Source organism: Streptomyces sp. NPDC104096 (assembly GCF_055584385.1).
Map to the genome: position 1 here is coordinate 1 of NZ_JBVJMD010000084.1, position 22,877 is coordinate 22,877.

Genomic DNA, 22,877 nt, shown 5'->3' on the forward strand with positions numbered 1-22,877 from the left:
CCAAATCACCCCAACCACAGCCACACTCTTTCCCACCACGCCGCGCTGCCTTTCTGGTTCCCCCCAGTGTTGGCTTGTTGGGGCCCTTGGGCCTGTCGTCGGCATCAAGATCGATCTGATGCCGACGACAGGCCCTAGGCCTGTTCCGAGGGTGTGCTGTGCGACGACGCTCAGCGCGACGGGTCACGGGAGCTGGAGTCGGTCCAGGCCTTTTCCTGCTCCCTCGTTGTTCCTGGATCGCTGTCTTCGAAGGGTTTCTCTGCGCCATGCCACTTGCCTTGCTGGCCCTGGCTGTCGTCGCGTTCGGCATCGGAACGACCGAATTCGCCACGATGGGGCTGCTGCCCCAGATCGCCGACGGCATCGGCGTGTCCGTGCCCCATGCGGGCAACCTCGTGTCCGCCTACGCCCTCGGCGTGGTCGTCGGCGCCCCCGTACTGACGGGCATCTGCGCGCGGGTTCCCCACAAGCGCTTGCTCCTGCTCCTGTCCGGCCTGTTCGTGGTCGGCAACGTCGCGTCCGCGCTCGCTCCGGGCTTCGGTCTGCTGTTCGCCGCGCGTTTCCTCGCGGGTCTGCCGCACGGGGCGCTGTTCGGTGTCGGCGCAGTCGTGGCCTCCCGGCTGGTCGCTCCCGAACGGGCCGCGCGCGCGGTGTCGAAGATGTTCCTGGGACTCACCATCGCGAACATCGTCGGTGTCCCGGCCGGCACGGCCCTCGGACAGCAGTTCGGCTGGCGGGCGGCCTACGCCGCGGTGGGCGTCATCGGCGTCATCGCGCTCGTCGCGCTGGCGCTGTTCGTCCCCGACCAGCCGCGCGGTGCGCAGTCCGGCATCCGGCACGAGCTGCGCGCCATGGGCAACAGGCAGGTGGTGATCGGCCTGGCCACCGCGGTCGTGGGCTTCGGCGGGTTCTTCGCCGTCTACAGCTACCTGGTGCCCATGCTGACGAACCTGACGGGCGTATCCGACTCCTCGACCACCCTGGTCCTCGCGCTCTACGGCGTCGGGATGACCCTCGGCACGCTGGTCGCGGGCCCGCTCACGGACCGCGCCCTGCGCCCCACCCTCTACGCGGGGCTCGCGCTGCTCGCCGCGGCGCTGGTGACGTTCTACTTCACGGTCCACAGCACCGTGCCCGCCCTGGTGACGATCACCTTCATCGGCGCGATGGGCTCCCTGATCACCACGCCCGTCCAGATGCTGCTCATGGCCAAGGCGAAGGACGCTCCCACGATGGCGGCCGCGTCCAACCACTCCGCCTTCAACCTGGCCAACGCCGGCGGCGCCTGGCTGGGCGGCCTGGCCATCTCGGCGGGCTGGGGCTGGGGCTCGCCCAACCTGGTCGGCGCGGCGCTCGCGGTGGCGGGCCTGGGCCTGGCCGTCGTCGGCGGTCTCGTCGACCGCGGCGGCGCCGGCTCCGTCGTGATCACCTCGTCCGGCGCGGACGCCCCGGCGGCCGCCGGGCAGGCCGCGGCGACCCGGAGCCGGGACTGACCCGTCCACTGCCCCCGGCCCCCGGTACCCGGCAGTTGCCGGAGGCCGGGGGCCGAGGCGTATCGGGGACCCTCGAGCGGCCGCTGAAGCGGAGTGGTCCTTCTTAATTGCAGGTTAAACGGGTCTTAAGCTGTCCTGGGCTGGGCAGGCCTTTTCAACTAACCGCAGGTCAGAGGGTTTTGGGGATTCGCGTTCCGGTTGGCGGTAGTGGCGATCGTGCGTATGGTCTGGTCCACCGACGGCGCGCGCCGCGTATGTGAGAGCGCTCTCAGCAGCTCGCCCGCCCGCGCGTCCGGTGTGCACCGTCCGGTGTCCGATCCGGAAGTTCCCCACAGACAAGGTGTGTTCCCGCCATGGCCGCTCACCGCGCCCGTCGATGGTCGTTCGGAGGGCTGGCGTGCCTCGCGGCCGCCGCCCTCACCACCGCCGTCCTCTTCAACACGTCAGGCCCCGCCGCGAACAGCGCCGGCGCGGCCACGGTGCAGACCTGGTCCGACGATTTCGACGGTGCGGCGGGCAGCGCGCCCAACTCCTCGAAGTGGAGCCTGGAGACGGGCGGCAACGGCAACGGCAACCACGAGTTGCAGTACTACACGAACAGCACCTCCAACGCCGCGCTCGACGGCAACGGCAACCTGGTCATCACCGCCCGCAAGAACGGCGACACCGGACTCCAGTGCTGGTACGGAACCTGCCAGTACACGTCGGCGCGGCTGAACACGGCGAAGACGTTCACCCAGGCGTACGGCCACTTCGAGGCCCGCATCAAGGTCCCGCGCGGTCAGGGCGTCTGGCCGGCCTTCTGGATGCTGGGCGACAACCTCGGCAGCGCGGGTTGGCCGAACAGCGGCGAGATCGACATCATGGAGAACATCGGCAAGGAGCCCGGCTCGGTGCACGGCACCATCCACGGTCCGGGCTACTCCGGCGCCGGTGGCATCGGCGCGGCGTACACCCTGCCCAACGGCAAGGCGTTCGCGGACGACTTCCACGTCTTCGCCGTCGACTGGAGCCCCACCGCGATCACCTGGTCGGTGGACGGGCAGAACTACGAGACCCGCACCCCGGCCGACGTGAACGGCAACAAGTGGGTCTACGACCACCCCTTCTTCATCATCCTGAACTTCGCGGTCGGCGGTGACTGGCCCGGCAGCCCCGACTCCGGCACCGCCTTCCCGCAGACCATGACCGTCGACTACGTCCACGTCACCGCCTCGGACACCTCCGGCTCGGGCTCCGGCTCCGGCGGCACGAGCCGCACCGTCGCCATCAAGGGCATCGGCGACATGTGCGTGGACGTCGCGGGCGCCTCCAGTGCCGACGAGACCCCGATCCAGCTGCACAACTGCAACGGCGCCGACGCCCAGAAGTGGACGCTGGGCAGCGACGGGACCGTACGGGCGCTGGGCAAGTGCCTCGACGTCAAGGCCGGTTCGCACGACGACGGCGCCGCCGTCCAGCTCTACACCTGCAACGGGACCAAGGCCCAGCAGTGGACGTACACCGCGGCCCGCGACCTGACCAACACCGGCGCGGACAAGTGCCTGGACGCCAAGGGCAATTCATCCGCCGACGGCACCCGCCTCCAGATCTGGACGTGCTCCGGCAACGCCAACCAGAAGTGGACCGTCGGCTGAGCCGACCCGTCAGGACCCCGCCGGACCGTCGGCCGAGCCGACCGGCCCGCACCCCGCCTCCCCCCTCCCTTTCCCCGAGCGCCCCGGCCTCGGCCGGGGCCGCCACGTAAGGAGCTCCCCCCATGGCACCCCGTCACCAGCGCAACCTGACCCGCCGCAAGATGATGTTCGCCCTCGGCGGCGCGGCCGTGGGCATCCCGGCGATCGCGGCCATCGCCCCCTACGCGCTCGCCGACCAGTCCGCCGGCAGCACCACCGCGGCGACCGGCTCGCTCCCGATGACCATCGTCAACAAGAGCGGCTCGTTCGACAACGCGTCCGTACACCTCTACGTCGTCGGCAACCTGGACGGAAAGCAGGTCCGGCTCACCCCGGACGGCACGGTCGCCCCGATCGCCCTCTCCGACAACGGTGCCGACGGCTTCACCGACTACGCGATACCGCTCGCGGGCAGCGGCGAGACCAAGCTGTCCCTGCCGTTCATGTCCGGCCGCATCTACGTCGCACTCGGCCAGAAGCTCAAGTTCAAGGTCGTGACCGACGGCAACGGCAACGCGGCGCTCCAGTACCCGGCCGGATGGGTCACCTCGGACCCCAACTACGGGGTGCTGCACGACTGCGCCGAGTTCACGCACAACGCGGCCGGCATGTTCTGCAACACCACCATGGTCGACATGTTCAGCATCCCGATGACCATCCGCCTCACCGGGGAGAAGGACCAGACGACGGGCACCCTGCGTGACGGCGGCCGCGCCGCCGCCTTCGCCGCCGTCAGGCAGATCGAGGAGTTCGCGCCGCTGGTCGTGGACGACACCCGCATCATCGCCCCCGGTCACGGCCTGGACGCGGGCATCTTCAAGAAGGACTACTTCGCCCCGTACATCGACACGGTGTGGAGCACGTACACCGGCAAGGACCTCAAGGTCACCACCAACGCCGGCACGTTCACCGGCCGGGTGCGCGCCGACCGGTTCACCTTCGACGGGCCGGCCTCCGTGTCCTTCGCCAAGCCCTCGACCCGGGACGTCCTCTTCTGCGACGGCAACCTCGCCGCGCCCAACGACGGCACCACCGGTCCCGTCGCCGCGGTCCTGGGCGCGGGCTTCAACCGCTCCACGCTGCTCGCCGACATCGCCCAGCCCGCCACCGACCCGGCGGCCTTCTACCAGGGCGGTCTGACCAACCACTACGCGAAGGCGATCCACGCGGCGACCGTGGACGGCAAGGCGTACGGCTTCGCCTTCGACGACGTCGCGGACTTCGCCTCCTACGTCCAGGACACCAGCCCGACCGGCTTCACCCTCACGCTCTCGGCGTTCTGACGAGCGGCTCGTCCGGGCCGGGCCGGCCCTCCAGCGCTCGGCGGCAGTGATGCCGTCGAGCCGTCAGCTTTCCCGGTCCGCCCGGCCGTCGGGCTCCTCCTCGTCCTCCGGTTCCTCCTCGTCCTCCAACTCCTCGTCCTCGTCCGGTTCCTCCTCGTCCTCCAACTCCTCGTCCTCGTCCTCGGGTTCCTCCTCGTCCTCCGGTTCCTCCTCGTCCTCGGGTTCCTCCTCGTCCTCCTCGTATTCGTCGTCCGCGTACTCGTCCTCCCCGTTGTCGGGCGATTCCTCTTCGGCCCCCTCCTCCTCGTTCTCGGCCTCTTCGTTCTCGGCCTCTTCCTCCTCCAGCGCCTCCTCGTGGGTGCGCACCACCTCGCCGTCGCGGATCTCCCCGCGCCAGCCGTCGGGCTCCGTGCTGGTGAGGCTGACGAACCGCTGGAAGTGCTTGGCGTCCAGCCGCAGCCGGCGGCCCTGGGCGCGCCAGATGTTGCCGGTCTTCTCGAACAGGCCGGAGGGGTAGTACTCGACGACCAGAGCGATGTGCGTGAGCGTGGGCGTCACTTCATGGAAGCTGACACAGCCCCGGGTGGTGCCCTTTGCGCCCTCGGAGGTCCACACGATCCGTTCGTCCGGGATCTGCTCCTGGATCGTGGCCTTCCAGGAACGGGTGGAGGGCCCGATCTTCACCTTCCAGTCGCTGGTGGTGTCGTCGTTCCGGGACGCGCTGCGCACACCCTTGGTGAAGTCGCTGAACTTCTCGTACTGGGTCCAGTGGTCGTAGGCGAAGCGCACCGGGACGCCGACGTCGAGGTGTTCGACGATGTTCATGACCTTGGTGGTGCCGCCCTTGCGTCCCTTCCCTTTCCCCTTGCTGCCGAACAGGTTCTTGGCCTTGTCGGTCAGGTTGCTCTTGATGCTCTTGGCCTTCTCGCCGACCAGGGCCTTGACCGGGGAATCGCCTTGGAGGACGCGGGCACCGACCTTGGGAAGAATGCCGCCGTTCTCGGACACCTGCGTCAACTGCTGGGTGAGGTCGCCGAGTTTGTCACCCGCCTTGTCCGCCAGGTTCTCCACCTGGGCGCCCATGAAATCGACGACTTCGTCACGCAACTGCTCGAAGCCGGAAGCCTGGTGGCGCCCGGAGTCCTGTTCCGTCCTGGCCATGACCTACCTCCGCCGTGCCGAGGCCTTCTTGGCCGTCGTCTTCTTCTGGGCAGTCTTCCTGGGTGCGGCCTTTCTGGCCGGTGCCGCGGACTTCTTGGCGGTCTTCTTCGCCGGTGGCGTTGTCTTCTTGGCGGTCTTCTTGGCCGGTGCGGACTTCTTCGCCGGTGCCGCGGACTTCTTGGCGGTCTTCTTCGCCGGTGGCGCGGACTTCTGCGCCGTCTTCTTCGCCGGCGCCTGCTTGGTCCTGCGGGCGGTGCGGTGTCGAAGCCTGGGCGCGGGCCTTGCCGGCTCCTCCTCGTCCTCCTCCTCGTCCTCCTCCTCAGGTTCCTCCTCGTCCTCCTCCTCGTCCTCCTCCTCGTCCTCCTCCTCGTCTTCCTCGTCCTCAGGTTCCTCGTCGTCTTCCGGTTCGTATTCCTCCTCCTCGTCGGGCTCTTGGTCCTCCTTCGCCTCGTTCTCGCCCTCCTTCTCCGGCTCTTCCTCTTCCTCCTCCGTACCGACGCGGACGGTGCGCTTGTGCAGGGCGTCCGCGAGGTCCGCGAACTTGCGGTCGGCCGCGGCCGCGAACGCCTTGCGGCCCGCGTCCTTGAGCTCTCCGCGCACCTGCTCGTTGAGATCGGCGAACTGCGGCAGTTCCTGGACCTTGCGCAGCCCCTCGGTGAGCAACTGCTGCGGTTGCAGGCCGAAACGGCGCCCGGCGAGGTAGGTGGCCACCCCGAAGGCGAGCCGTCCCTTCTTCGCGCGGCCGAGGACATAGCCGCCGGCGACTGCGGCAGCGACGGCGATCTTGGTCGTATCGTTCATCGGTCGTTCCCTTCGGAGGGCTGCTGCCTCCCCGCAGGTGCGCCGCGGTCAGGGGCTCATCGCGGCCAACCTTTACGGGCGTATATGCTTAAAGGGTACGTTTGGACGTCAGGGTGATGCCGCTCCAGTCACGGGACGAACTACATGGTCGCGTCAGAGAAGGACGGCAGCGGGAGCAGGAAGCGTCCCTCCCGCTCGGAAGGTGCCGCAGCGCACTCGGACCGCCGCCGGACCGGGCGGTCCGCCAAGCGCTCGGCGGCCTGGGCCATGCGGTCGGCGGCCGGACAGCTCGCGGAACTCCTCGGACGGGCCCCCGAGTCGGTGTCGGCCGTCAAGCGCACCGGCGACGGGTGGGAAGCCGATGTCGAGGTACTCGAACTGGAGCGTATCCCCGAGACCACCAGCGTCATGGGGACCTACCACGTGTCGCTGGACGAGGAGGGCGACCTGCTGGCGTACGAGCGGACCCGCCGCTACACGCGAGGGCAGATCGACCGGCGCGGCTGAGACATTCCAGGGGCGGTGAAGGGAGACGCCATGACCATGGTGCCGCAGGGCGGAAGCAACGTTGGCAGAGGAAGTTCAGGGACGTTGTACGACGTCCTGGATCTGATCCTCGACCGCGGCCTCGTCATCGACGTCTTCGTCCGGGTCTCTCTCGTGGGCATCGAGATCCTCAAGATCGACGCCCGCATCGTCGTCGCCAGCGTGGACACCTACCTCCGCTTCGCCGAGGCATGCAACCGCTTGGACCTCGAGTCCGGCAGCAAGCAGCCCTCCAAGCTCACCGACCTCGTCGGCGAGGTCACCGAGGGCGGGGCCAGAGGCAAGTCCAAGGGTGCGCTGGGCGGTGTGGTCGATGCGGTCAAGGACGCCTTGCCCAGCGGTCGCCAGGACGAGGAGGACGAGTACGAGGCGGACGGGGAGGGCGAGGAAGCGGAAGTCGAGTACGAGGAGGAGCCCAGGGCGGCACGGCGGTCGTCCAAACGGGCTTCCCGGCGGGACAAGGAGTGACCATGGCCGTCTACGTCTACTCCATCGTCTCGAAGGACCATCCGATACGGCTGGACGACGTCCGTGGCGTCGGCGATCCTCCCGGAGCGCTGCGCACGGTGACGGCCGGTGTGCTGAGCGCGGTCGTCAGCGACGCGCCCGAGGACCTGCGTCCCAGACGCCGGGACGTCCTCGCCCACCAGGGGGTCCAGGAGAGCCTCATGGCCGACGGGGCGGTGCTGCCGCTGCGCTTCGGCCTGACGACCGGGGACGACGAATCCGTGCGCAGGGCGCTCGAGGACCGGGCCGGGGAATACGGGGAACGACTGGAGAGGCTGGAGGGCTGCGCCGAGTACCACCTCAGGGCCTCCTGGGAGGAGGACGCGCTGTTGCGGCGGATCCTCCTGGAGTCGCAGGAAGCCCGCGAACTCAATGAGCAGATCCGCGCCGGCACGGGCACCCAGGACATGTCGATCGCGCTCGGTGAAATCGTCGCGCAGGAGGTCGAGACCCGGCAGCAGGCGCTCGGCGCGGGCATCGTCGAGGCGCTGCGCCCCTATGCGAGGGAGGAGAGCGTGACTCCCGCCGGAGGCCAGGACTTCGTGAACGCCTCCTTCCTCGTCGAGACGTCCCAGGAGGAGATGTTCCTGGCCACCGAGATCAGCGTCGCCAACCAACTGGGCGAGGAGTGCGAGCTCCGGCTGCGCGGACCTCTGCCCCCGTACAGCTTCGTCTGAGAGGTACTGCTCATGGGCCTGATCGGTCAGATCCTCACGCTCCCGCTGGCGCCCGTGCGGGGCGTGGGCTGGGTCGTGGACCGGGTGGTGGAGGCCGCCGAGCAGGAGTACTACGACCCCGAACCGGTGGAACGCGAACTCGCCGCGCTGGAGAAGGAACTGCTCGCAGGACGGATCGACCAGGCGACCTTCGACGCGCGCGAGGACGAACTGCTCGACCGGCTGGAAGAGATCGCCGCCTACCGGCGGGGTGACACCGCGCACTGATCGGGAATCGAGGAGGCCGCGTGACCGATCGCCCTGTCGACCGGCTGAGTTCGTACCCTTCCCGGGCCGCGTCCCCGTACTCCCAGGGAGGGTCGTCCACGAACCTGGCCGACATCCTCGAACGCGTCCTCGACAAAGGGATCGTCATCGCCGGGGACATCCGCATCAACCTGCTCGACATCGAACTCCTCACCGTCAAGCTCCGCCTGATCGTCGCCTCCGTCGACAAGGCCAAGGAGATGGGGATCGACTGGTGGGAGCACGACCCGTCGCTGTCCTCCCGGGCCCACGGCGAGAGTTCGCTGTCCTTGGAGAACAAGCGTCTGCGCGCCGAGATCGAGGCACTGAAGGAGGAGCGGGAGCTGTCGTCCGGCGAGGACGAACCGGAGGAACTGGAGGAACTGGAGGAACCGAACGAACAGGAGGAACCAGAGGAGCTGGAGGAACCAGAGGAGCTGGAGGAACCAGAGGAGCTGGAGGAACCAGAGGAGCTGGAGGAACCGGAGGAACCGGAGGAGCAGGAGGAACCGGCCGCGCGGCGGCGCCGCGCCCCGCGATCGTCCACGAGCCGACGCGGCAAGGACGCGAGCCACCGCGGCAAGGACACGAGCCGACGCGGCAAGGAGGCGCGGGATGAATGACGCCGTCGCCTACGCCTACGCCGTGGTGCGCCACGACGCCGAGGGGCTCGACGCCGCCCTGGCCGGTGTCGTCGGCGTGGCCGGCAGGCCGGTCCACCTCGTGCCGCAGGGGCCCGGGAGCGATCTCGCGGCCGCCGTGAGCACGGTGCCCGCGCAGGACTTCCAGGAGAGCGCCCTGCGTCGCCGTCTGGAGGACCTGGACTGGCTGGAGACGGTGGCCCGCGCCCACCACACCGTGATCGAGATCCTGTCCGCGCACACCACCGTGCTGCCGCTGCGACTGGCCACCGTGTACCTCGACGAGGCCCGGGTGCGCGGCGCCCTGCGGGACGACGCGGAGATGTTCACGCGGGCACTGGAGCGGCTGGCCGGGCACATCGAGTGGGGTGTCAAGATCTACGTCGAACCGCAGGCGGAGACGGTCGGCCCCGTCGATCCCGCCGCGGACGACGGCCTCGGCGTCGGACGGTCCTATCTGCGGGCCCGCCGGGCCCAGCGGCACTCGCGCGACGAGGCCCACCGCGCCGCGCGCCGGGCCGCCGAACGCGTCGAGGAGATAGCCGAAACGGTGGCCGCCGGTCACGCCCGCCACCGCGTGCAGCAGGGCGAACTCGCCTCCGGTCCCGGGGAGAACGTCGTCAACGACGCCTATCTCGTGGCCCGGGAGAGCGCGGAGGCCTTCCGCACGGAGATCCTGCGCGCCGCCGAGGAACTGCCCGGCATCCGCGTCGACGTCACCGGGCCCTGGGCCCCGTACTCCTTCGCCACGCTGCCCGGCGCAGAGCCCCGGGCCCCGGACCGGGCGCCATGAACGGAGCCGACGGGCCGTCCGACATCGAGCCACTGGCACAGCGGCAGGTGGCCCTCATCGACCTGCTCGACCGTCTGCTCAGCGGCGGGGCCGTCCTGACCGGCGACATCGTGCTGTCGATCGCGGACATCGACCTCGTGCGCATCTCCCTGCGGGCGTTGATCGTCTCGGTGAGCGCGCAGAACCCGTCACCGTGGCCGAGGGTCGCAGGGCCCGAGGACGCGTCGTGAGCGGCACGGACGACCGTCCCGCCGACCGCCTGGGCGAGATCGCCGAGGCGGCCACGCGGGCGTTCCGGCTGCTGCCCGCCGTACCGGACGACATCACGCCCACCGGAGGCGATGACCCGCCGCGCCCCGCCCGCCGTATCACCGCCGATCCCGACACCGTGGAACGCGACCTCGTCAGGCTCGTCCTCACCCTGGTCGAACTGCTGCGCCAGCTCATGGAGCGGCAGGCGCTGCACCGCGTCGACCAGGGAGACCTCACCGAGGAGGAGGAAGAGCGACTGGGCGTCACCTTGATGATCCTGCACGACCGCATGACAGAACTCTGCGCGCGCTACGGACTGACCATGGCGGATCTCAACCTCGACCTCGGCCCGCTGGGCACACTGCTCCCGCCCGACCCGTCCGGCTGACCCATGAGGGTTTCGACCGCCCGCGCACGGGCACGCGGCGACTGGAACTCGACGGAGGTCTCGACGGAGGTACTGACATGAGCGCCGGAGAGAAGGCCAAGGCGAAGGCCGAGCAGGTCGTGGGAAAGGCCATTCGAAAGGTGGCTCACGCGGTACACAACGACACCGTCGCGGCCAAGGGCGCCGCCCTCCAGACCCGGGGTGCGATGCGGGGCGCGAAGGAGCGGACCAAGGACTCCTTCAAACACTGACCCGGCCCGCGTCCGGCGCCATCGAAGTGCGGCACCGGCGGTCCCCTCCTAGGGTGGACGGCGGGCACGGCGCGCCGTGTCATCGCCGCACCCGCCGCGGTTGCGTACTTTCGGCGCAATCACCGGCGGGTCGCCCGCCGTTGATGCCCGACGAGACGATCCGCGCTGTGCCTCACCTCCGCTGGAGAGACCCGACATGCTCTCGAACACCGCCAGGCCCGTCGTCACCGCTACCCTTCCGGTCGTCGCCCAGCACATCGGGGACATCACCCAGCGCTTCTACAAGCACATGTTCGCCGAGCACCCGGAACTCCTCGACGGTGTGTTCAACCGGGGCAACCAGGCGCACGGCGCGCAGCAGCAGGCGCTGGCCGGTTCGGTGGCGGCCTTCGCCGGCGGACTGGTGAAGACCCCCGAGCAGTCGCCGGACCACCTGCTGAACCGGATCGCGCACAAGCACGCGTCCCTCGGGATCCGCCCCGACCAGTACCGGATCGTCCACGACAACCTGATGTGGGCCATCGTCGACGTCCTCGGCGACGCCGTCACCCCGGAGGTCGCCGCGGCCTGGGACGAGGTCTACTGGCTGATGGCCAACGCCCTGATCAACCAGGAGCGCGGCCTCTACAGCGCGCGGGGCGTCACACCGGAGACGGTGTGGCGGAAGTGGGAGGTCGAGAAGAAGATCAAGGAGACGGCCGACGTCGTCACCTTCGTGCTCAAGCGGGTGGACGACCGGCTGGTGACGACCTCGCTCCCGGGCCAGTACGTCACCGTGCTGATGACCATGCCCGACGGGGTGCGCCAGCCGCGCCAGTACAGCCTGACCCGCGCCGACGACGGTGAGCACCGCCAGTTCTCGGTCAAGCGGGTCCACGGCGGCGGCGAACCCGACGGCGAGATGTCCAATTTCCTGCACGACTCGGTCGAGGTGGGCGACGTCCTCACGGTGTCGCTGCCCTACGGCGACGTCGTGCTCGACGACTCGGGACGCCCGGTGGTGTTCGCCACCGCGGGCATCGGGATCAGCCCGATGGCCGGGATGCTCTCGCACCTCGTCCAGGCCGAGTCCCGGCTGCCGATCACCATGCTCCACGCCGACGCCGACGAGGCGTCCTTCGCGCTGCGCCGCCAGGTGGTCAGCGACATCCTGGAGCTGCCCAACGCGCAACTGTACGTGTGGTACGACAACGGAGCGGTGACCAACGAGCCGGTGACCGGGGTGTTCCCGGGGCTGATGGACATCGGCCAGGTCGAACTTCCCGACGACGCGGTGTACTACATGTGCGGCCCGCTCGCCTTCATGCAGCCGCTGCGCAGCCGGCTGCTCGAACGCGGTGTCCCGCCCCAGGACATCCAGTACGAGGTGTTCGGCCCCGACCTGTGGCAGGCGGACCTCGACTGACGCGTCGCGTGCCCCGCGCCGGGCGCCGCTACCGGTCGGTCAGGTCGACCAGCAGGTCGCAGTGCGGGTCGTCCGGCGCGGGCCGCGGGTACTGCTCCTGCTCGACGAGGCCGGGCAGCGAGGAGATCAGCGCGGTGACGGGGGTCTCGGTCAGACGGATGTCGACGCCGAGGACGCCGGGACGGCCGGGGCGCTGCACGTACAGACGCAGCAGGCCCTCGCCGTGCATCAAGAAGCCGATCAGAAAGGGGTCCTCGTCGCCGGGGCCCGACAGGGCGCGTACGACGGTGAGCGCCCTGCCCGGTTCGGGCTCCGGGTCCGGGACGATCTCCTGCGGGCGCAGGCGGATGAGGGTCATCCCCATGACCTCGCCGACGTCACTGCTGCTGTAGAGCTGGAGACCGCTCAGGACGGTACGGAGGAGACCGGGGACGCGGTACGGGGCCACCGTGCCGTGGGGGATCTCGTACAGCAGGTCCATGCTGTGCGCGTCGTCCCCGGCGCGGACGGCGACGCGGACGGCGCCGGGCGCGGGCAGGACGCCACGCAGCCGGCAGTACGCGGCGAGCGGCGCGTCGAGGTGGTCGAGCATCCGGCGGGTGACGTCCGCCTGCCGCTCTAGGTCTTCGGGGTCCGTCACGGCTGCATCCCTGCGGGGCACTTGTCGTCTTTCGCCGGTCGAGGGTCCTAGACCCAGGTGTCCAGCCACATCCTCGCCCGCCAGGCGTCGATCGGGATGGTTCGCGCGGTGTACAGGGGCCAGAAGTAGACGAAGTTCCAGGCGATGAGCAGCACGAGGACGCCCGCGGCCACCACGCCTCGGGTGCGGCGCCTGCGGGTCGCTCCCGGCGGCCCCGCCAGCGCGGCCAGCATCGTCGTGACGGCCAGGCACAGGTACGGCACGAGGACGACCGCGTAGAAGGAGAAGATCGTCCGGTCCTGGTACAGGAACCAGGGGAGGTAGCCGGCGCCCACCGCGCACAGCACGGCGCCGCAGCGCCAGTCGCGGCGCAGCGCCCATCGGTGGAGCAGGTACACGAGGGCGCAGCAGGCCGACCACCACAGCAGGGGTGTGCCCAGGGCGAGGATCGTCTGCGCACAGCCGGCCGTGGTCCGGCAGCCGCCCGTCCCGGGGCGCGGTGAGGCGTAGTGGAACAGCACCGGGCGGCCCAGGACCAGCCAGCTCCAGGGATTCGACTCGTACCTGTGGGGAGTGTGCAGCCCCACGTTGAACCGGTAGACGTCGTACTCGTAGTGCCACAGGCTGCGCAGCGGGGCCGGGATCCACGACCAGGTGCCGCCACGGCCGTCCGCCCAGTGGCGCCCGTAGCCGTCGTCGGACCGGAACCAGCCGGTCCAGGTCGCCAGATACGTCACGGCAGCGACCGGGACGAGGGACAGCACCGCCCAGCCGAGATCCCTGCGCAGCACCGCGCGCCACGGCCGGCGCGCGCCGGCCACCCGGCGGGCGCCGACGTCCCACAGCAGGGCGAGGACCACGAAACAGGCGAGGAAGTACAGGCCGTTCCACTTGGTCGAGGCCGCCAGTCCCAGGCAGACGCCGGCCGCGATCCGCCAGGGACGCGCTCCCGTCCCGGCACGGTCACCGGTGGGTCCGTCCGGGCGTACCCGGCCGTCCTCGTCGGCCGGCAGTCGTGCCGCCAGCCGGGACCGCGCGCGGTCCCGGTCGACCAGCAGGCATCCGAACGCCGCCAGCACGAAGAACATGACGACGAGGTCGAGCAGCGCGGTGCGGCTCATCACGAAGTGCAGACCGTCCACCGCCATCAGCGCTCCGGCCAGGCAGCCCAGCGGCGTCGAACGGAACAGACGGCGTCCTGTCCGGCACAGGATCAGCACCGACAGCGTGCCGAGGACCGCGGTCATGAAGCGCCAGGCGAACGGGTCCAGGCCGAACAGCCACTCGCCGAGGGCGATCACCCACTTGCCCGTCGGCGGGTGCGCGACGAAGGCCCCGGTGTCGGAGAGGGGGATGACCTGGGGACGGGCCAGGATCTGCGGGTCGGCGATCGTGCGGTCCGGCCAGCTGCCCTCGTAGCCGAGCCGCAGCAGCGACCAGGCGTCCTTGGCGTAGTACGTCTCGTCGAACACGATCGCCCGCGGGCTGCCCAGCCGCCAGAAGCGCAGCAGCCCGGCGAGCAGCGTCACCAGCAGCGGCCCGCCCCAGCCCGACCGGCGGGCCGCCCGGCCCGCCGCCGCCGGGGACAGCCCGAGCAGGAGCCACGGCCGCGTTCCGGGTTCGGGGAACGGTACGACCAGGCGGTCCCGCACGGACGCGTACGGCCGCTCGACGTACCCGAAGCGGTGCAGGCGCCGCGCCCAGGGGACCGGCCGGCCGGGCGGTGTCTCGTGCGGCTCGGCGACGCGCGCGGGCGCGTTCTCAGGGATCACGCGGGGGGCTTTCTGGCTGGTGACGGGCATGGGCCGGGGGAGCGGGGGTCGGCGGACGACGGTGAGGGCCGGGTGCCAGCGGCCCTCACCGGTCAGGACCGGGTGCCGGCGGCCCTCATCGGTCAGGCCGGGTGGCATCGGATCTCACCGGTCGGGGCCGCTCGCACCTGGCAGGGGAACCACCTCCGTGGTGCTCGGGTACGGCACCGGCCGCCCGGACCGCGAGGGGTGGTAGGGCACGGGCACCCCCTGGGCGGCGGAGGCGGACCGGGCCGTCGACGGCAGCGGGACCGACTCGGCGGACGTCACGGGACGGGGTCGAGGACCGGTGGGCCCGCCCTGGGCGAAGGCGCTCGTCAGGAACACCAGCCCGACGCCGAGCCCTGCCAGGGCCAGCGCGGATCCGGTGGCCAGCCAGGCGGCGCGGGCCCGCCGTCGGGCGCGGACCGCGTCGTGCAGGCGATGCCGGTGCCGGTCCTCGTAGGGCGTGTCCTCCCGGCTGTCACGCATCAGGCGTGCCAGCTCCTGTTCGAAGTGATCCATGGCTCCTTCTTCACTCGACCGGCTCGACCGACGCGGACAGCAGCCCCCGCAACCGGGCGACGCCGCGTGCCGTCAGCGAACGGGCGGTACCCACCGGGCATCCCAGGATCTCCGCGACGTGCCGCTCGGGCAGGTCCTGGTAGTAGCGCAGCACCACCGCGGCCCGCTGCCGCGCCGGAAGCGACGCCAACATGGCCTCCAGCCGGGTCCGTTCGTCCACGGCGGCGACCTCGTCCGCCGGCTCGGGCGGCTCGGGCAGCCGCTCCACGGGGTGCTCACCCCACCAGCGACGCCGGGCCGAGCGGGCCGCCGCACGCGCCAGGACCCTGCGCACATACGCCTCGGGTGCCTGCTCGGCCACCCTCGGCCAGGCGAACCACAGCTTGACCAGCGCCTCCTGGAGCAGATCCTCCGCCCGGTGCCGGTCCCCGCCGGTGAGCAGCCGGGCCAGGTGGAGCAACGCCGACCACCGAGCCGTCACGAACCGGTCGAACTCCTCGGACCGCGACCGCCCCATCAGCGTCACCCCCTTGTCTCCCGCCCGTCGGCCACATCCGCCGCCGCACACCCTCGCACCCTGAAGAAAGACACCGGCCCCCGCTCCGCTATGCACTTGCGTCATGTGGCGTGGAACACACATACCGCTCCGGTGGGGTTCACGACGCGACGCGGCGTCCCGTTCCACCAGGATGGTTGAGTGGGGCCATGGACGGCTTCGAGATCGACAACGGGTTGGTGCGCTCCTTGGTGAGAGAGCAGCATCCCGACCTCGCGGGGTTGGACCTGCATGCGGTGGACGGCGGCTGGGACAACCGACTGTGGCGTCTCGGAGACGAGTTGGCCGTGCGGATGCCGCGCACGGAGCGTGCGCCGTCCCTGCTGCGCAAGGAGCACCGGTGGCTGCCCGCCCTGGCACCGCGCCTTCCGCTGCCGGTCCCGACCCCGATGCGGCCCCCGGTCGGCACGGCCCGCCGGTATGGCTGCACGGCGACCTGCATCCCGCGAACGTCGTGGTGTCGAACGGCACCCTCTCGGGCGTGATCGACTTCGGCGACATGTGCGCGGGTGATCCCGCGGTCGATCTCGCGGCCGCGTGGGTACTCCTTCCCGCGGGCGCGGCAGCACGGTTCTTCGACGCCTACGCGACCGCGGACGGGGCGATGATCCGGCGCGCGCGGGCCCTGGCCGCCGCCAAGGCCCTCTTCCTCCTCCTCATGGGCCAGGCCGGGGACAGGGGCCTTCCCGGTGGCAAGAAGGCCTGGGGCCCCGCGGGCCGGGCAGCGCTCGACCGCGTGCTGGCACCGACTCGGGGGTGACCGCCTGACGTGTTGCATTCAACTACCTTTCTTCTCATGCCTGTTGGCTCTTCCGTGCGGGGCCGTCGAGGCACCGGTCACCGGTCGGTTCGGCGACCGGCATGACGCATCCGTCCACCAGGGGAGAGGGTGAAGCGAGCCGCGGCGCTGACGACGGACGCGGCTCCCGAGCCGGTCGCCGAGGGCGCGAAGCTCACGATCACCGGCGAGCTGACGCGGGCGAACCGGGAGACCCTGAAATACCAGGGACTCGCCGGGCAGGACGTGAAGCTCCAGTACCGGAAGGCCGGCACGGCCCGCTACAGCACGGTCAGGATTGTGAAGACGTCCGGCTCCGGGCAGCTCGGCACCAAGGTGACCGTGACAGCGGCGGGCAGTCGGCGCTGGTACTTCCCCGGCACGACGACAACCGCGAGGGCCGTGTCGGTCGGGGACGCGGTGGCGCTCCGGTGGGCGCCGCACGCGAGGGCCCCGGCCCGTCACCACGGGTGCGACGCGCGGCGGGCCAGGACCTCGACGATCAGGTCGGGTCCTGGCCGTCCGCCGCGTCTCGGACGAGGTGGCGACGGGCGCTTCGCGCACCGGTGACGGCCGACCGGTCGTCGTCGAGGCGGGTGAGGAAGAACTCCCGGACATCCTCGGCGAGCAGTTCCGGCACCTCCATCGCGGCGAAGTGGCCGCCGCGCTCGAACTCCGACCAGTGCCTGATGTCGTACAGTCGCTCGGCCAGCGGCCGCACCGGCAGCGTGATGTCGTGCGCGAACACCGCCACGCCGACCGGCACCGGGCAGGGCGCGGTGCCCCGTGGCGTGTCACGGTGCAGTCGGGCCGAGGAGGCGGCGGTGGCGGTCAGCCAGTACAGCGAGACGTCGGTGAGCATGCGGTCGTCGCCGATCGGCGCGCGCGGGTCGGTCCACTGGGCGAAGCGCTCGGCGATCCAGGCCAGTTGGCCGACCGGCGAGTCGGTCAGCGCGTAGCCGAGGGTCTGCGGGGTGGTGGCCTGGAGGGCCTGGTACGGCGGGCGGTTCGCCATCAGGTGCCTGATCCTGTCGAGCCGGGCCTCGTCCGTCGCGGACAGTTCGATGCCGGCATCCGGGTCCGGGCGGGTCGGCAGGTAGTTGACGTGGACCCCGACGACGTGGTCGGGTGCCACCGCGCCGAGCGCCGTGGAGATGCCCGAGCCGAAGTCGCCGCCCTGCGCGCCGTATCGCTCGTACCCGAGACGGCGCATCAGCTCGGCCCAGGCCCGTGCGACGTGGACGACGTCCCAGCCGCGCTCGTGGGTGGGCCCCGAGAAGCCGTAGCCCGGGATGGACGGGATCACCAGGTGGAAGTCGCGCGCCAGCGGCTCGATCACGTCGAGGAACTCCAGGAACGAACCGGGCCAGCCGTGCGTGAGGACCAGCGCGAGCGCGTCGGGCTTCGCGCACCGGACATGGACGAAGTGGATGTCCTGGCCGTCGATCTCGGTGGTGAAGTGCGCAAGCTTGTTGAGCTCGGCCTCGTGCGCACGCCAGTCGTAGCCGGTGCGCCAGTACTCGGCGAGCTCCTTCAGCCGCGTCAGCGGGAAACCGTAGTCCCAGCCGGCGTCGGCGACCTCGTTGGGCCAGCGGGTCCGGGAGAGGCGGTCGGCCAGGTCGTCGAGGTCGGCCTGGGGGATGTCGATGCGGAACGGCTTGATCATGGCAGTCACTCCAGAGGATTCGTTTGGAGCCCTAACGTTCGTGACACTAACGAATGTAGAATGTTAGTGACACTAACGCAAGAGGTGGAGGACCCCCGTGAGCGCGACCCCAGAACCCGCCCCGGCCCGGCTGCGCGCCATCCCCAGCCGCCTGCTCGCCGGGGTCGCGGCCGTCGCGGACCGGCTCGTCAACGAGCGGCTGGCCGCCGCGGACGCCCGCAAGTGGCACTTCGCCGTGCTCACCGCGCTCGCCGAGGACGGCGCCGCGAGCCAGGCCGAACTCAGTCGCCGTACCGGCATCTACCGCAGTGACATGGTCGCCGTCCTCAACGAACTCGGGGACGCCGCGTACGTCCGACGCGCGCCGGACCCGGCGGACCGCCGCCGCAACGTCATCACCCTCACCGCCGAGGGCCGACGCCGCCGGGAGCACCTCGACGCCCTCGTCACCGACGCCCAGCGCGAACTCCTCGCCCCCCTCGACCCCGGCCAGCAGAGCGAACTCACCCGCCTGCTCACCGTCCTGACCGAGCATCACCGGCCCGGTCACCCCGGCTCCCACGACGCGAAGTGACCCGCTGCTTCCGCGACCGGTACGAGCGCTCCGGCCGGTGTCAGAGGCGTGCGCCATGATGAAGGCCGGGGAGTCCGGACCGGGTCCGGCGGAAGGGGCTGTGCGTGGACATCGACCTGGTACGGGACCTCGCCGTGCCCGAACGGCGTGGGGCGGCGGCGGACGCGTTGGTCGGGCTCGGCGCCGACGGGGTGGCGCGGCTGGTCCGGGAGGTGACGGACACGGAGTCCCCTGTGGACTGGTGGCAGCTGTCCGCCGTACTCGGGCGCCTCGGGCGGACCGGCTTCGACGGCCTGCTCCAAGGGCTGGTCTCCGCGCCCACCGAGCAGGCCCGTAGACGGGTCGGTCTCGTGTTCGGGGACCTCGGCGTGGCCGCCCTGGCCTGGTACACGGGGGCGCTCTCGCATCCCCTGCCGCTGGTACGCGGTGCCGCCGTCCGCGGGATCCAGCGCTGCGGCGAGGGTGCCCGGCCCGCCGCGACCGCCCTGCTGCCGTTGCTCGGCGACCCGGACGAGGAGGTCGGCCGACAGGCGGCGAACGTCCTGGTGCTCCAGGGCGAGCGGATCGTCCCGCTGCTCCGGCGTATCCGGGAGCAGGGTCCGGGACGGCAGCGGGCGCGGGCGCTGACGGTGCTGGCCGAACTGGGCGGCGAACCGGCGCTCTCCGACGCCGACCGGGCCGCGATCGAGCGGCTGGTCCGCGTCAAGCTCCCGGACGACCGGCCCGAGCCGCTGTGGGCCTGCTGGAACCACTGGATCGCCGTGCCGAGCGGGGACCAGGCCGGGATACTGCGGGCCCTGGGCCTGACCGAGCCCAGACCCGTGACGTTCGCGCTCGGCAACGACATCGTCGACGCCGACGGCCATGGGTGCGACACCTCGGAGCACGACGGCAACGAGCGGGTCTTCGTCACCCCGGAGCTCGACGGCTGGACCTTCGTCCTCGGTGCCTGGTGCGATCCGTGCGGCGAGGAGCGCAGCGCGGACGTGCTGGACCTGTGCACCCGGCTCAGCGCCCGCTACGGACGGGCTCAGGCGTACTACTACGGAGGACGGGGCGACGGCTCCGCCTGGCTCGTCGCCGAGCGGGGAACGGTGCTTCGGCGCTACTGCGAGACCGGTGAGGGGGAGGACGAGCTGCTGACGCTCGGTGAGCCCCTGCCGTTGGAGCGGACCCGCCGTGCAGAGCTGGGTCTGAGCCCCGACTGGGACGCCGCACGGGAGAGCCGGGACGACGAGGACGAGTGGCGGGCGGCCGCCCATGACCTGGCGCCGGACATCGCCCGCTCCCTCGGGGTCAGTCCGCTGGACATCGGTGCCGACACCCCGTCGCGGGGCACCGGTGTCGTCGCGCTGACTCCGTACGGCGTCGCCCGCGGCGTACCGACCGGCGCCTGTCGAATCTAGTCGCGGCGTTGCCGACGCGGGTCGTCCCGCCATGGCCCCGGACGCCGGGGCCGGGGAGGGGCGGGCGCGTGCGCGGATCCCGCTCCTCCCCGGCCGGGTGCGGGGTGCCGTGCCGGGTCAGGCCAGGGGCACGGTCACCTCGCCGGTCCCGGTGACGCTCGCGCCGCCCGCGACCTGCACGGTGAACGGTCGGCCGTCGCCCTCCGCGGTGACGCTCAGCGTGTCGCCGTCCCGCCGGACGCGGAAGGTCGCGGCGGTGGTGCCGTCGAGGTCCGGGACGGTCACGGTGCGCGCGTAGCCGGGCTCGGCGGTCGGGTGGACGAGGAGGGTGAGGCCCTCCAGCCAGTCGCCGTCGGGGCGCTGGTCGTCGGCGGACAGCGGCAGGACGGCGCCCTCACGGACGTACAGCGGAAGGCTGTCGTAGCCGTGGCGCTCGGTGCGCCAGACCGGGCCGGTCACGGTCTCGCCGGTGAGCAGGTGCGTCCAGGTGCCCTCGGGCAGGTAGACCTCGACCTCCCCGTCCTCGGCGAAGACGGGGGCGACCAGCAGGTCGGCGCCGAGCAGGTACTGGCGGTCCAGCGGGCGGCAGGCCGGGTCGCCGGGGAACTCCAGCAGCATCGGACGCATCGAGGGCACGCCGGTGCGGTGGGCCTCGACCCCGACGCCGTACAGGTACGGCATCAGCCGGTGCTTGAGCAGCGTGAAGCGGCGGGCGACGTCGACGGCCTCGTCGCCGAACTCCCACGGCACCCGGTAGGAGGAGGAGCCGTGCAGCCGGCTGTGCGAGGAGAGCAGACCGAAGGCCAGCCAGCGCTTGAACACCGAGGCGTCGGGGGTGCCCTCGAAGCCGCCGATGTCGTGGCTCCAGAAGCCGAAGCCGCTCAGCGACAGCGACAGCCCGCCGCGCAGCGACTCGGCCATCGCCTCGAAGGAGGACCAGCAGTCGCCGCCCCAGTGCACCGGGTACTGCTGGCCGCCCGCGGTCGCGGAACGGGCGAACAGCACGGCCTCGCCCTGTCCGCGCTCCTTCTCCAGCAGCTCGAAGACGGTCCTGTTGTAGAGCTCCGTGTAGTAGTTGTGCATCCGCTCGGGGTCCGAGCCGTCGTGCCAGACGACGTCGGTGGGGATGCGCTCGCCGAAGTCGGTCTTGAAGCAGTCGACGCCCTGGTCCAGCAGCGGCTTGAGCTTCGACTGGAACCAGGCGCAGGCCTCGGGGCTGGTGAAGTCGACCAGGCCCATGCCCGCCTGCCACAGGTCCCACTGCCATACGTCGCCGTCGGCGCGGCGCACCAGGTGGCCCAGCTCGGCGGCCTCGTCGAACAGCGGGGACTTCTGGGCGATGTAGGGGTTGATCCAGGCGCTGATCCGCAGGCCCTTGGCCTTGAGCCGGGCCAGCATGCCCGCGGGGTCGGGGAAGACGTCCGGGTCCCACTCGAAGTCGCACCACTGGTACTCGCGCATCCAGAAGCAGTCGAAGTGGAACACCGACAGCGGGATGCCGCGCTCGGACATGCCGTCGACGAACGACATCACCGTCGCCTCGTCGTAGGAGGTGGTGAAGGAGGTGGTCAGCCACAGGCCGAAGGACCAGGCCGGCGGCAGGGCCGGGCGGCCGGTGAGGCCGGTGTAGCGGGCGAGGACGTCCTTCGGGGTGGGACCCGCGACGACGTAGTACTCCAGGGTCTGGTCCTCGACGCTGAACTGGACCTGGCCGACGGACTCCGAGCCGACCTCGAAGGAGACCTTGCCGGGATGGTTGACGAACACGCCGTAGCCGCGTGAGGAGAGGTAGAACGGGATGTTCTTGTAGGCCTGCTCGCTGCTGGTGCCGCCGTCCGCCTGCCACATGTCGATCACCTGGCCGTTCTTGACGAACGGGGTGAAGCGTTCGCCGAGGCCGTAGACCTGCTCGCCGACGCCGAGCGAGAGCTTGCCCACCATGTGGTGCTCGCCCTGGTCGGTGGTGGCGAAGGCGGCGCCCTTGGTGCCCGCCTGGGTCAGTTCGCGGCCGTCGGCGTCGCGGAAGCTCAGCGTGAAGGGGGCGGCGCGGTCCAGGCGCAGGGTGAGGGGACCGCTGATCAGCTCGGTGACGCCGTCGGCGGTGCGTACCTCGCCCGCGCCGCCCTCGACGCCGGCGACGGTGAATTCGGGACCGTTGCGGCGTTTGCCGGAGTGGTGGGTGAGCCGGACGCCGATGACGCCCTCGGCGGGGGAGAAGCACTCGGCCGAGATGAGGGGCGCGTTGAGCGTGTCGCCCCTGCGTGTCACCCGTTGCACGGCCGCATGGGTGGTGAAGCGCTTCGCTTCGGTTCGCACGTCACGTACTTCGGTGGCGTAGGCGATCTGTACGCCATCGCGAATACGCCAGAAGCCATTGGTGAACTTCATGATCTTCCTCAGGGGAGCGGAGGCCGTCGGACTCGGGCACGGGCAGCGTCACGACGAATTTGATCGTACACAAAACAAATCCGGCCCACGAGCCTGTCCCGGCAACTCAATGGCTCTGATCAGGCCTGATTACGCAGACGGGATCGGTCTTCACGTCGAGCCATGGCGAGAGACGTGCCACGTGGGGCTAGCGCGAGAGCATGCTCTTGGCGTATTAGTCATCACATCAAACAAACCCGTCCGGCAGCGTTGCCGGACTGCGCGACAGCAAGGGCCGCCACATGTCGAAGCGCTTCAACGCCACTCCCGAGGACAGGTTCACCTTCGGCCTGTGGACCGTCGGCTGGCAGGGGAGGGACCCGTTCGGTGACGCGACCCGGCGGGCCCTGGACCCG

General features: G+C 70.8%; 23 protein-coding genes and 2 pseudogenes. 17 read left to right on the forward strand and 8 right to left on the reverse strand.

Going from position 1 to position 22,877, the window contains the following annotated elements:
* The first annotated feature begins 266 nt into the window (after positions 1 to 266).
* From ACZ60B_RS39755 to ACZ60B_RS39765, 3 genes are all read left to right on the forward strand, one after another.
* Positions 267 to 1,493, forward strand: coding sequence for an MFS transporter (locus ACZ60B_RS39755; protein ID WP_469396175.1), 1,227 nt, complete (start codon positions 267 to 269; stop codon positions 1,491 to 1,493).
* A gap of 353 nt (positions 1,494 to 1,846) precedes the next feature.
* Positions 1,847 to 3,130 carry a family 16 glycosylhydrolase gene (locus ACZ60B_RS39760; protein ID WP_469396177.1) on the forward strand — a complete coding sequence of 428 codons (1,284 nt, stop codon included), beginning with the start codon at positions 1,847 to 1,849 and terminating at the stop codon, positions 3,128 to 3,130.
* Positions 3,131 to 3,252: 122 nt separating this feature from the next.
* Positions 3,253 to 4,452, forward strand: coding sequence for a glycoside hydrolase family 64 protein (locus ACZ60B_RS39765; RefSeq protein WP_469396179.1), 1,200 nt, complete (start codon positions 3,253 to 3,255; stop codon positions 4,450 to 4,452).
* Positions 4,453 to 4,515: 63 nt separating this feature from the next.
* On the opposite strand, the gene ACZ60B_RS39770 is transcribed toward ACZ60B_RS39765, so the two are convergent.
* A complete protein-coding gene (locus ACZ60B_RS39770) occupies positions 4,516 to 5,613 on the reverse strand; it encodes an SRPBCC family protein (protein WP_469396181.1) in 1,098 nt (365 codons plus the stop codon).
* 3 nt (positions 5,614 to 5,616) lie between these two features.
* A complete protein-coding gene (locus ACZ60B_RS39775; RefSeq protein ID WP_469396183.1) occupies positions 5,617 to 6,414 on the reverse strand; it encodes a histone protein in 798 nt (265 codons plus the stop codon).
* Positions 6,415 to 6,558: 144 nt separating this feature from the next.
* On the opposite strand from ACZ60B_RS39775, the gene ACZ60B_RS39780 reads away from it, so the two are divergent.
* The 10 genes and pseudogenes from ACZ60B_RS39780 (at position 6,559) to ACZ60B_RS39825 (ending at position 12,159) form a co-directional block, all read left to right on the forward strand.
* Positions 6,559 to 6,921 carry a gas vesicle protein GvpO gene (locus tag ACZ60B_RS39780; protein WP_469396186.1) on the forward strand — a complete coding sequence of 121 codons (363 nt, stop codon included), beginning with the start codon at positions 6,559 to 6,561 and terminating at the stop codon, positions 6,919 to 6,921.
* A gap of 30 nt (positions 6,922 to 6,951) precedes the next feature.
* Positions 6,952 to 7,428 (forward strand): gas vesicle structural protein GvpA, encoded by a 477-nt coding sequence (locus ACZ60B_RS39785; protein WP_469396189.1) that lies wholly within the window; start codon positions 6,952 to 6,954, stop codon positions 7,426 to 7,428.
* 2 nt (positions 7,429 to 7,430) lie between these two features.
* Positions 7,431 to 8,144, forward strand: a complete 714-nt coding sequence (locus tag ACZ60B_RS39790) for a GvpL/GvpF family gas vesicle protein (RefSeq protein WP_469396191.1) — start codon at positions 7,431 to 7,433, stop codon at positions 8,142 to 8,144.
* A 12-nt stretch (positions 8,145 to 8,156) separates the two neighbouring features.
* Positions 8,157 to 8,411 (forward strand): gas vesicle protein GvpG, encoded by a 255-nt coding sequence (locus ACZ60B_RS39795; RefSeq protein WP_450667956.1) that lies wholly within the window; start codon positions 8,157 to 8,159, stop codon positions 8,409 to 8,411.
* Positions 8,412 to 8,455: 44 nt separating this feature from the next.
* A pseudogene (locus tag ACZ60B_RS39800) lies at positions 8,456 to 8,779 on the forward strand (gas vesicle protein); the annotation flags it as partial.
* 265 nt (positions 8,780 to 9,044) lie between these two features.
* Positions 9,045 to 9,863, forward strand: coding sequence for a GvpL/GvpF family gas vesicle protein (locus tag ACZ60B_RS39805; RefSeq protein WP_469396195.1), 819 nt, complete (start codon positions 9,045 to 9,047; stop codon positions 9,861 to 9,863).
* The gene (locus tag ACZ60B_RS39810) at positions 9,860 to 10,093 is read left to right on the forward strand and encodes a gas vesicle protein (protein WP_469396197.1); all 234 of its coding nucleotides are present in this window, start codon (positions 9,860 to 9,862) and stop codon (positions 10,091 to 10,093) included. The genes ACZ60B_RS39805 and ACZ60B_RS39810 overlap by 4 nt, the downstream gene beginning before the upstream one ends.
* On the forward strand, positions 10,090 to 10,503 hold the full coding sequence (locus tag ACZ60B_RS39815) for a gas vesicle protein K (protein ID WP_469396199.1): 414 nt from the start codon (positions 10,090 to 10,092) through the stop codon (positions 10,501 to 10,503). Before ACZ60B_RS39810 ends, ACZ60B_RS39815 begins: the two co-directional genes overlap by 4 nt.
* A gap of 77 nt (positions 10,504 to 10,580) precedes the next feature.
* On the forward strand, positions 10,581 to 10,754 hold the full coding sequence (locus tag ACZ60B_RS39820) for a hypothetical protein (protein WP_454402868.1): 174 nt from the start codon (positions 10,581 to 10,583) through the stop codon (positions 10,752 to 10,754).
* A gap of 196 nt (positions 10,755 to 10,950) precedes the next feature.
* On the forward strand, positions 10,951 to 12,159 hold the full coding sequence (locus ACZ60B_RS39825; RefSeq protein WP_469396202.1) for a globin domain-containing protein: 1,209 nt from the start codon (positions 10,951 to 10,953) through the stop codon (positions 12,157 to 12,159).
* Between the two features lie 28 nt (positions 12,160 to 12,187).
* On the opposite strand, the gene ACZ60B_RS39830 is transcribed toward ACZ60B_RS39825, so the two are convergent.
* From ACZ60B_RS39830 to ACZ60B_RS39845, 4 genes are all read right to left on the reverse strand, one after another.
* Positions 12,188 to 12,799: a hypothetical protein gene (locus ACZ60B_RS39830; protein WP_469396204.1), complete on the reverse strand. Its 612-nt coding sequence runs from the start codon at positions 12,797 to 12,799 to the stop codon at positions 12,188 to 12,190.
* Between the two features lie 47 nt (positions 12,800 to 12,846).
* The gene (locus ACZ60B_RS39835) at positions 12,847 to 14,601 is read right to left on the reverse strand and encodes a dolichyl-phosphate-mannose--protein mannosyltransferase (RefSeq protein ID WP_469396222.1); all 1,755 of its coding nucleotides are present in this window, start codon (positions 14,599 to 14,601) and stop codon (positions 12,847 to 12,849) included.
* Positions 14,602 to 14,715: 114 nt separating this feature from the next.
* Positions 14,716 to 15,114, reverse strand: coding sequence for a cellulase (locus ACZ60B_RS39840; RefSeq protein ID WP_469396206.1), 399 nt, complete (start codon positions 15,112 to 15,114; stop codon positions 14,716 to 14,718).
* A 10-nt stretch (positions 15,115 to 15,124) separates the two neighbouring features.
* Positions 15,125 to 15,631 (reverse strand): SigE family RNA polymerase sigma factor, encoded by a 507-nt coding sequence (locus ACZ60B_RS39845; protein ID WP_469396208.1) that lies wholly within the window; start codon positions 15,629 to 15,631, stop codon positions 15,125 to 15,127.
* A 188-nt stretch (positions 15,632 to 15,819) separates the two neighbouring features.
* Here ACZ60B_RS39845 and ACZ60B_RS39850 point away from each other — a divergent pair.
* Positions 15,820 to 16,430, forward strand: a pseudogene (locus tag ACZ60B_RS39850) (phosphotransferase).
* Between the two features lie 129 nt (positions 16,431 to 16,559).
* Complete coding sequence (locus ACZ60B_RS39855) at positions 16,560 to 17,018, forward strand: hypothetical protein (protein ID WP_469396210.1); 459 nt, start codon at positions 16,560 to 16,562, stop codon at positions 17,016 to 17,018.
* Here the strand turns inward: ACZ60B_RS39855 and ACZ60B_RS39860 are convergent.
* Positions 16,951 to 18,114: an epoxide hydrolase family protein gene (locus tag ACZ60B_RS39860; protein ID WP_469396213.1), complete on the reverse strand. Its 1,164-nt coding sequence runs from the start codon at positions 18,112 to 18,114 to the stop codon at positions 16,951 to 16,953. The two genes, ACZ60B_RS39855 and ACZ60B_RS39860, sit on opposite strands and share 68 nt — an antisense overlap.
* A gap of 97 nt (positions 18,115 to 18,211) precedes the next feature.
* On the opposite strand from ACZ60B_RS39860, the gene ACZ60B_RS39865 reads away from it, so the two are divergent.
* Positions 18,212 to 18,688, forward strand: coding sequence for a MarR family winged helix-turn-helix transcriptional regulator (locus ACZ60B_RS39865; protein WP_469396215.1), 477 nt, complete (start codon positions 18,212 to 18,214; stop codon positions 18,686 to 18,688).
* 104 nt (positions 18,689 to 18,792) lie between these two features.
* Positions 18,793 to 20,094: a HEAT repeat domain-containing protein gene (locus tag ACZ60B_RS39870; RefSeq protein ID WP_469396217.1), complete on the forward strand. Its 1,302-nt coding sequence runs from the start codon at positions 18,793 to 18,795 to the stop codon at positions 20,092 to 20,094.
* A 117-nt stretch (positions 20,095 to 20,211) separates the two neighbouring features.
* Here the strand turns inward: ACZ60B_RS39870 and yicI are convergent, their stop codons facing one another.
* A complete protein-coding gene (gene yicI, locus ACZ60B_RS39875; protein WP_469396220.1) occupies positions 20,212 to 22,482 on the reverse strand; it encodes an alpha-xylosidase in 2,271 nt (756 codons plus the stop codon).
* Positions 22,483 to 22,877 lie beyond the last annotated feature (395 nt).

Excerpts from the sequence above, each read along its gene's own strand:
- ACZ60B_RS39755 (WP_469396175.1), top strand. The coding sequence starts at position 267 with ATGCCACTTGCCTTGCTGGCCCTGGCTGTCGTCGCGTTCGGCATCGGA.
- ACZ60B_RS39760 (WP_469396177.1), top strand. The coding sequence starts at position 1,847 with ATGGCCGCTCACCGCGCCCGTCGATGGTCGTTCGGAGGGCTGGCGTGC.
- ACZ60B_RS39765 (WP_469396179.1), top strand. The coding sequence starts at position 3,253 with ATGGCACCCCGTCACCAGCGCAACCTGACCCGCCGCAAGATGATGTTC.
- ACZ60B_RS39770 (WP_469396181.1), bottom strand. The coding sequence starts at position 5,613 with ATGGCCAGGACGGAACAGGACTCCGGGCGCCACCAGGCTTCCGGCTTC.
- ACZ60B_RS39775 (WP_469396183.1), bottom strand. The coding sequence starts at position 6,414 with ATGAACGATACGACCAAGATCGCCGTCGCTGCCGCAGTCGCCGGCGGC.
- ACZ60B_RS39780 (WP_469396186.1), top strand. The coding sequence starts at position 6,559 with ATGGTCGCGTCAGAGAAGGACGGCAGCGGGAGCAGGAAGCGTCCCTCC.
- ACZ60B_RS39785 (WP_469396189.1), top strand. The coding sequence starts at position 6,952 with ATGACCATGGTGCCGCAGGGCGGAAGCAACGTTGGCAGAGGAAGTTCA.
- ACZ60B_RS39790 (WP_469396191.1), top strand. The coding sequence starts at position 7,431 with ATGGCCGTCTACGTCTACTCCATCGTCTCGAAGGACCATCCGATACGG.
- ACZ60B_RS39795 (WP_450667956.1), top strand. The coding sequence starts at position 8,157 with ATGGGCCTGATCGGTCAGATCCTCACGCTCCCGCTGGCGCCCGTGCGG.
- ACZ60B_RS39805 (WP_469396195.1), top strand. The coding sequence starts at position 9,045 with ATGAATGACGCCGTCGCCTACGCCTACGCCGTGGTGCGCCACGACGCC.
- ACZ60B_RS39810 (WP_469396197.1), top strand. The coding sequence starts at position 9,860 with ATGAACGGAGCCGACGGGCCGTCCGACATCGAGCCACTGGCACAGCGG.
- ACZ60B_RS39820 (WP_454402868.1), top strand. The coding sequence starts at position 10,581 with ATGAGCGCCGGAGAGAAGGCCAAGGCGAAGGCCGAGCAGGTCGTGGGA.
- ACZ60B_RS39825 (WP_469396202.1), top strand. The coding sequence starts at position 10,951 with ATGCTCTCGAACACCGCCAGGCCCGTCGTCACCGCTACCCTTCCGGTC.
- ACZ60B_RS39835 (WP_469396222.1), bottom strand. The coding sequence starts at position 14,601 with ATGCCCGTCACCAGCCAGAAAGCCCCCCGCGTGATCCCTGAGAACGCG.
- ACZ60B_RS39840 (WP_469396206.1), bottom strand. The coding sequence starts at position 15,114 with ATGGATCACTTCGAACAGGAGCTGGCACGCCTGATGCGTGACAGCCGG.
- ACZ60B_RS39845 (WP_469396208.1), bottom strand. The coding sequence starts at position 15,631 with ATGGGGCGGTCGCGGTCCGAGGAGTTCGACCGGTTCGTGACGGCTCGG.
- ACZ60B_RS39860 (WP_469396213.1), bottom strand. The coding sequence starts at position 18,114 with ATGATCAAGCCGTTCCGCATCGACATCCCCCAGGCCGACCTCGACGAC.
- yicI (WP_469396220.1), bottom strand. The coding sequence starts at position 22,482 with ATGAAGTTCACCAATGGCTTCTGGCGTATTCGCGATGGCGTACAGATC.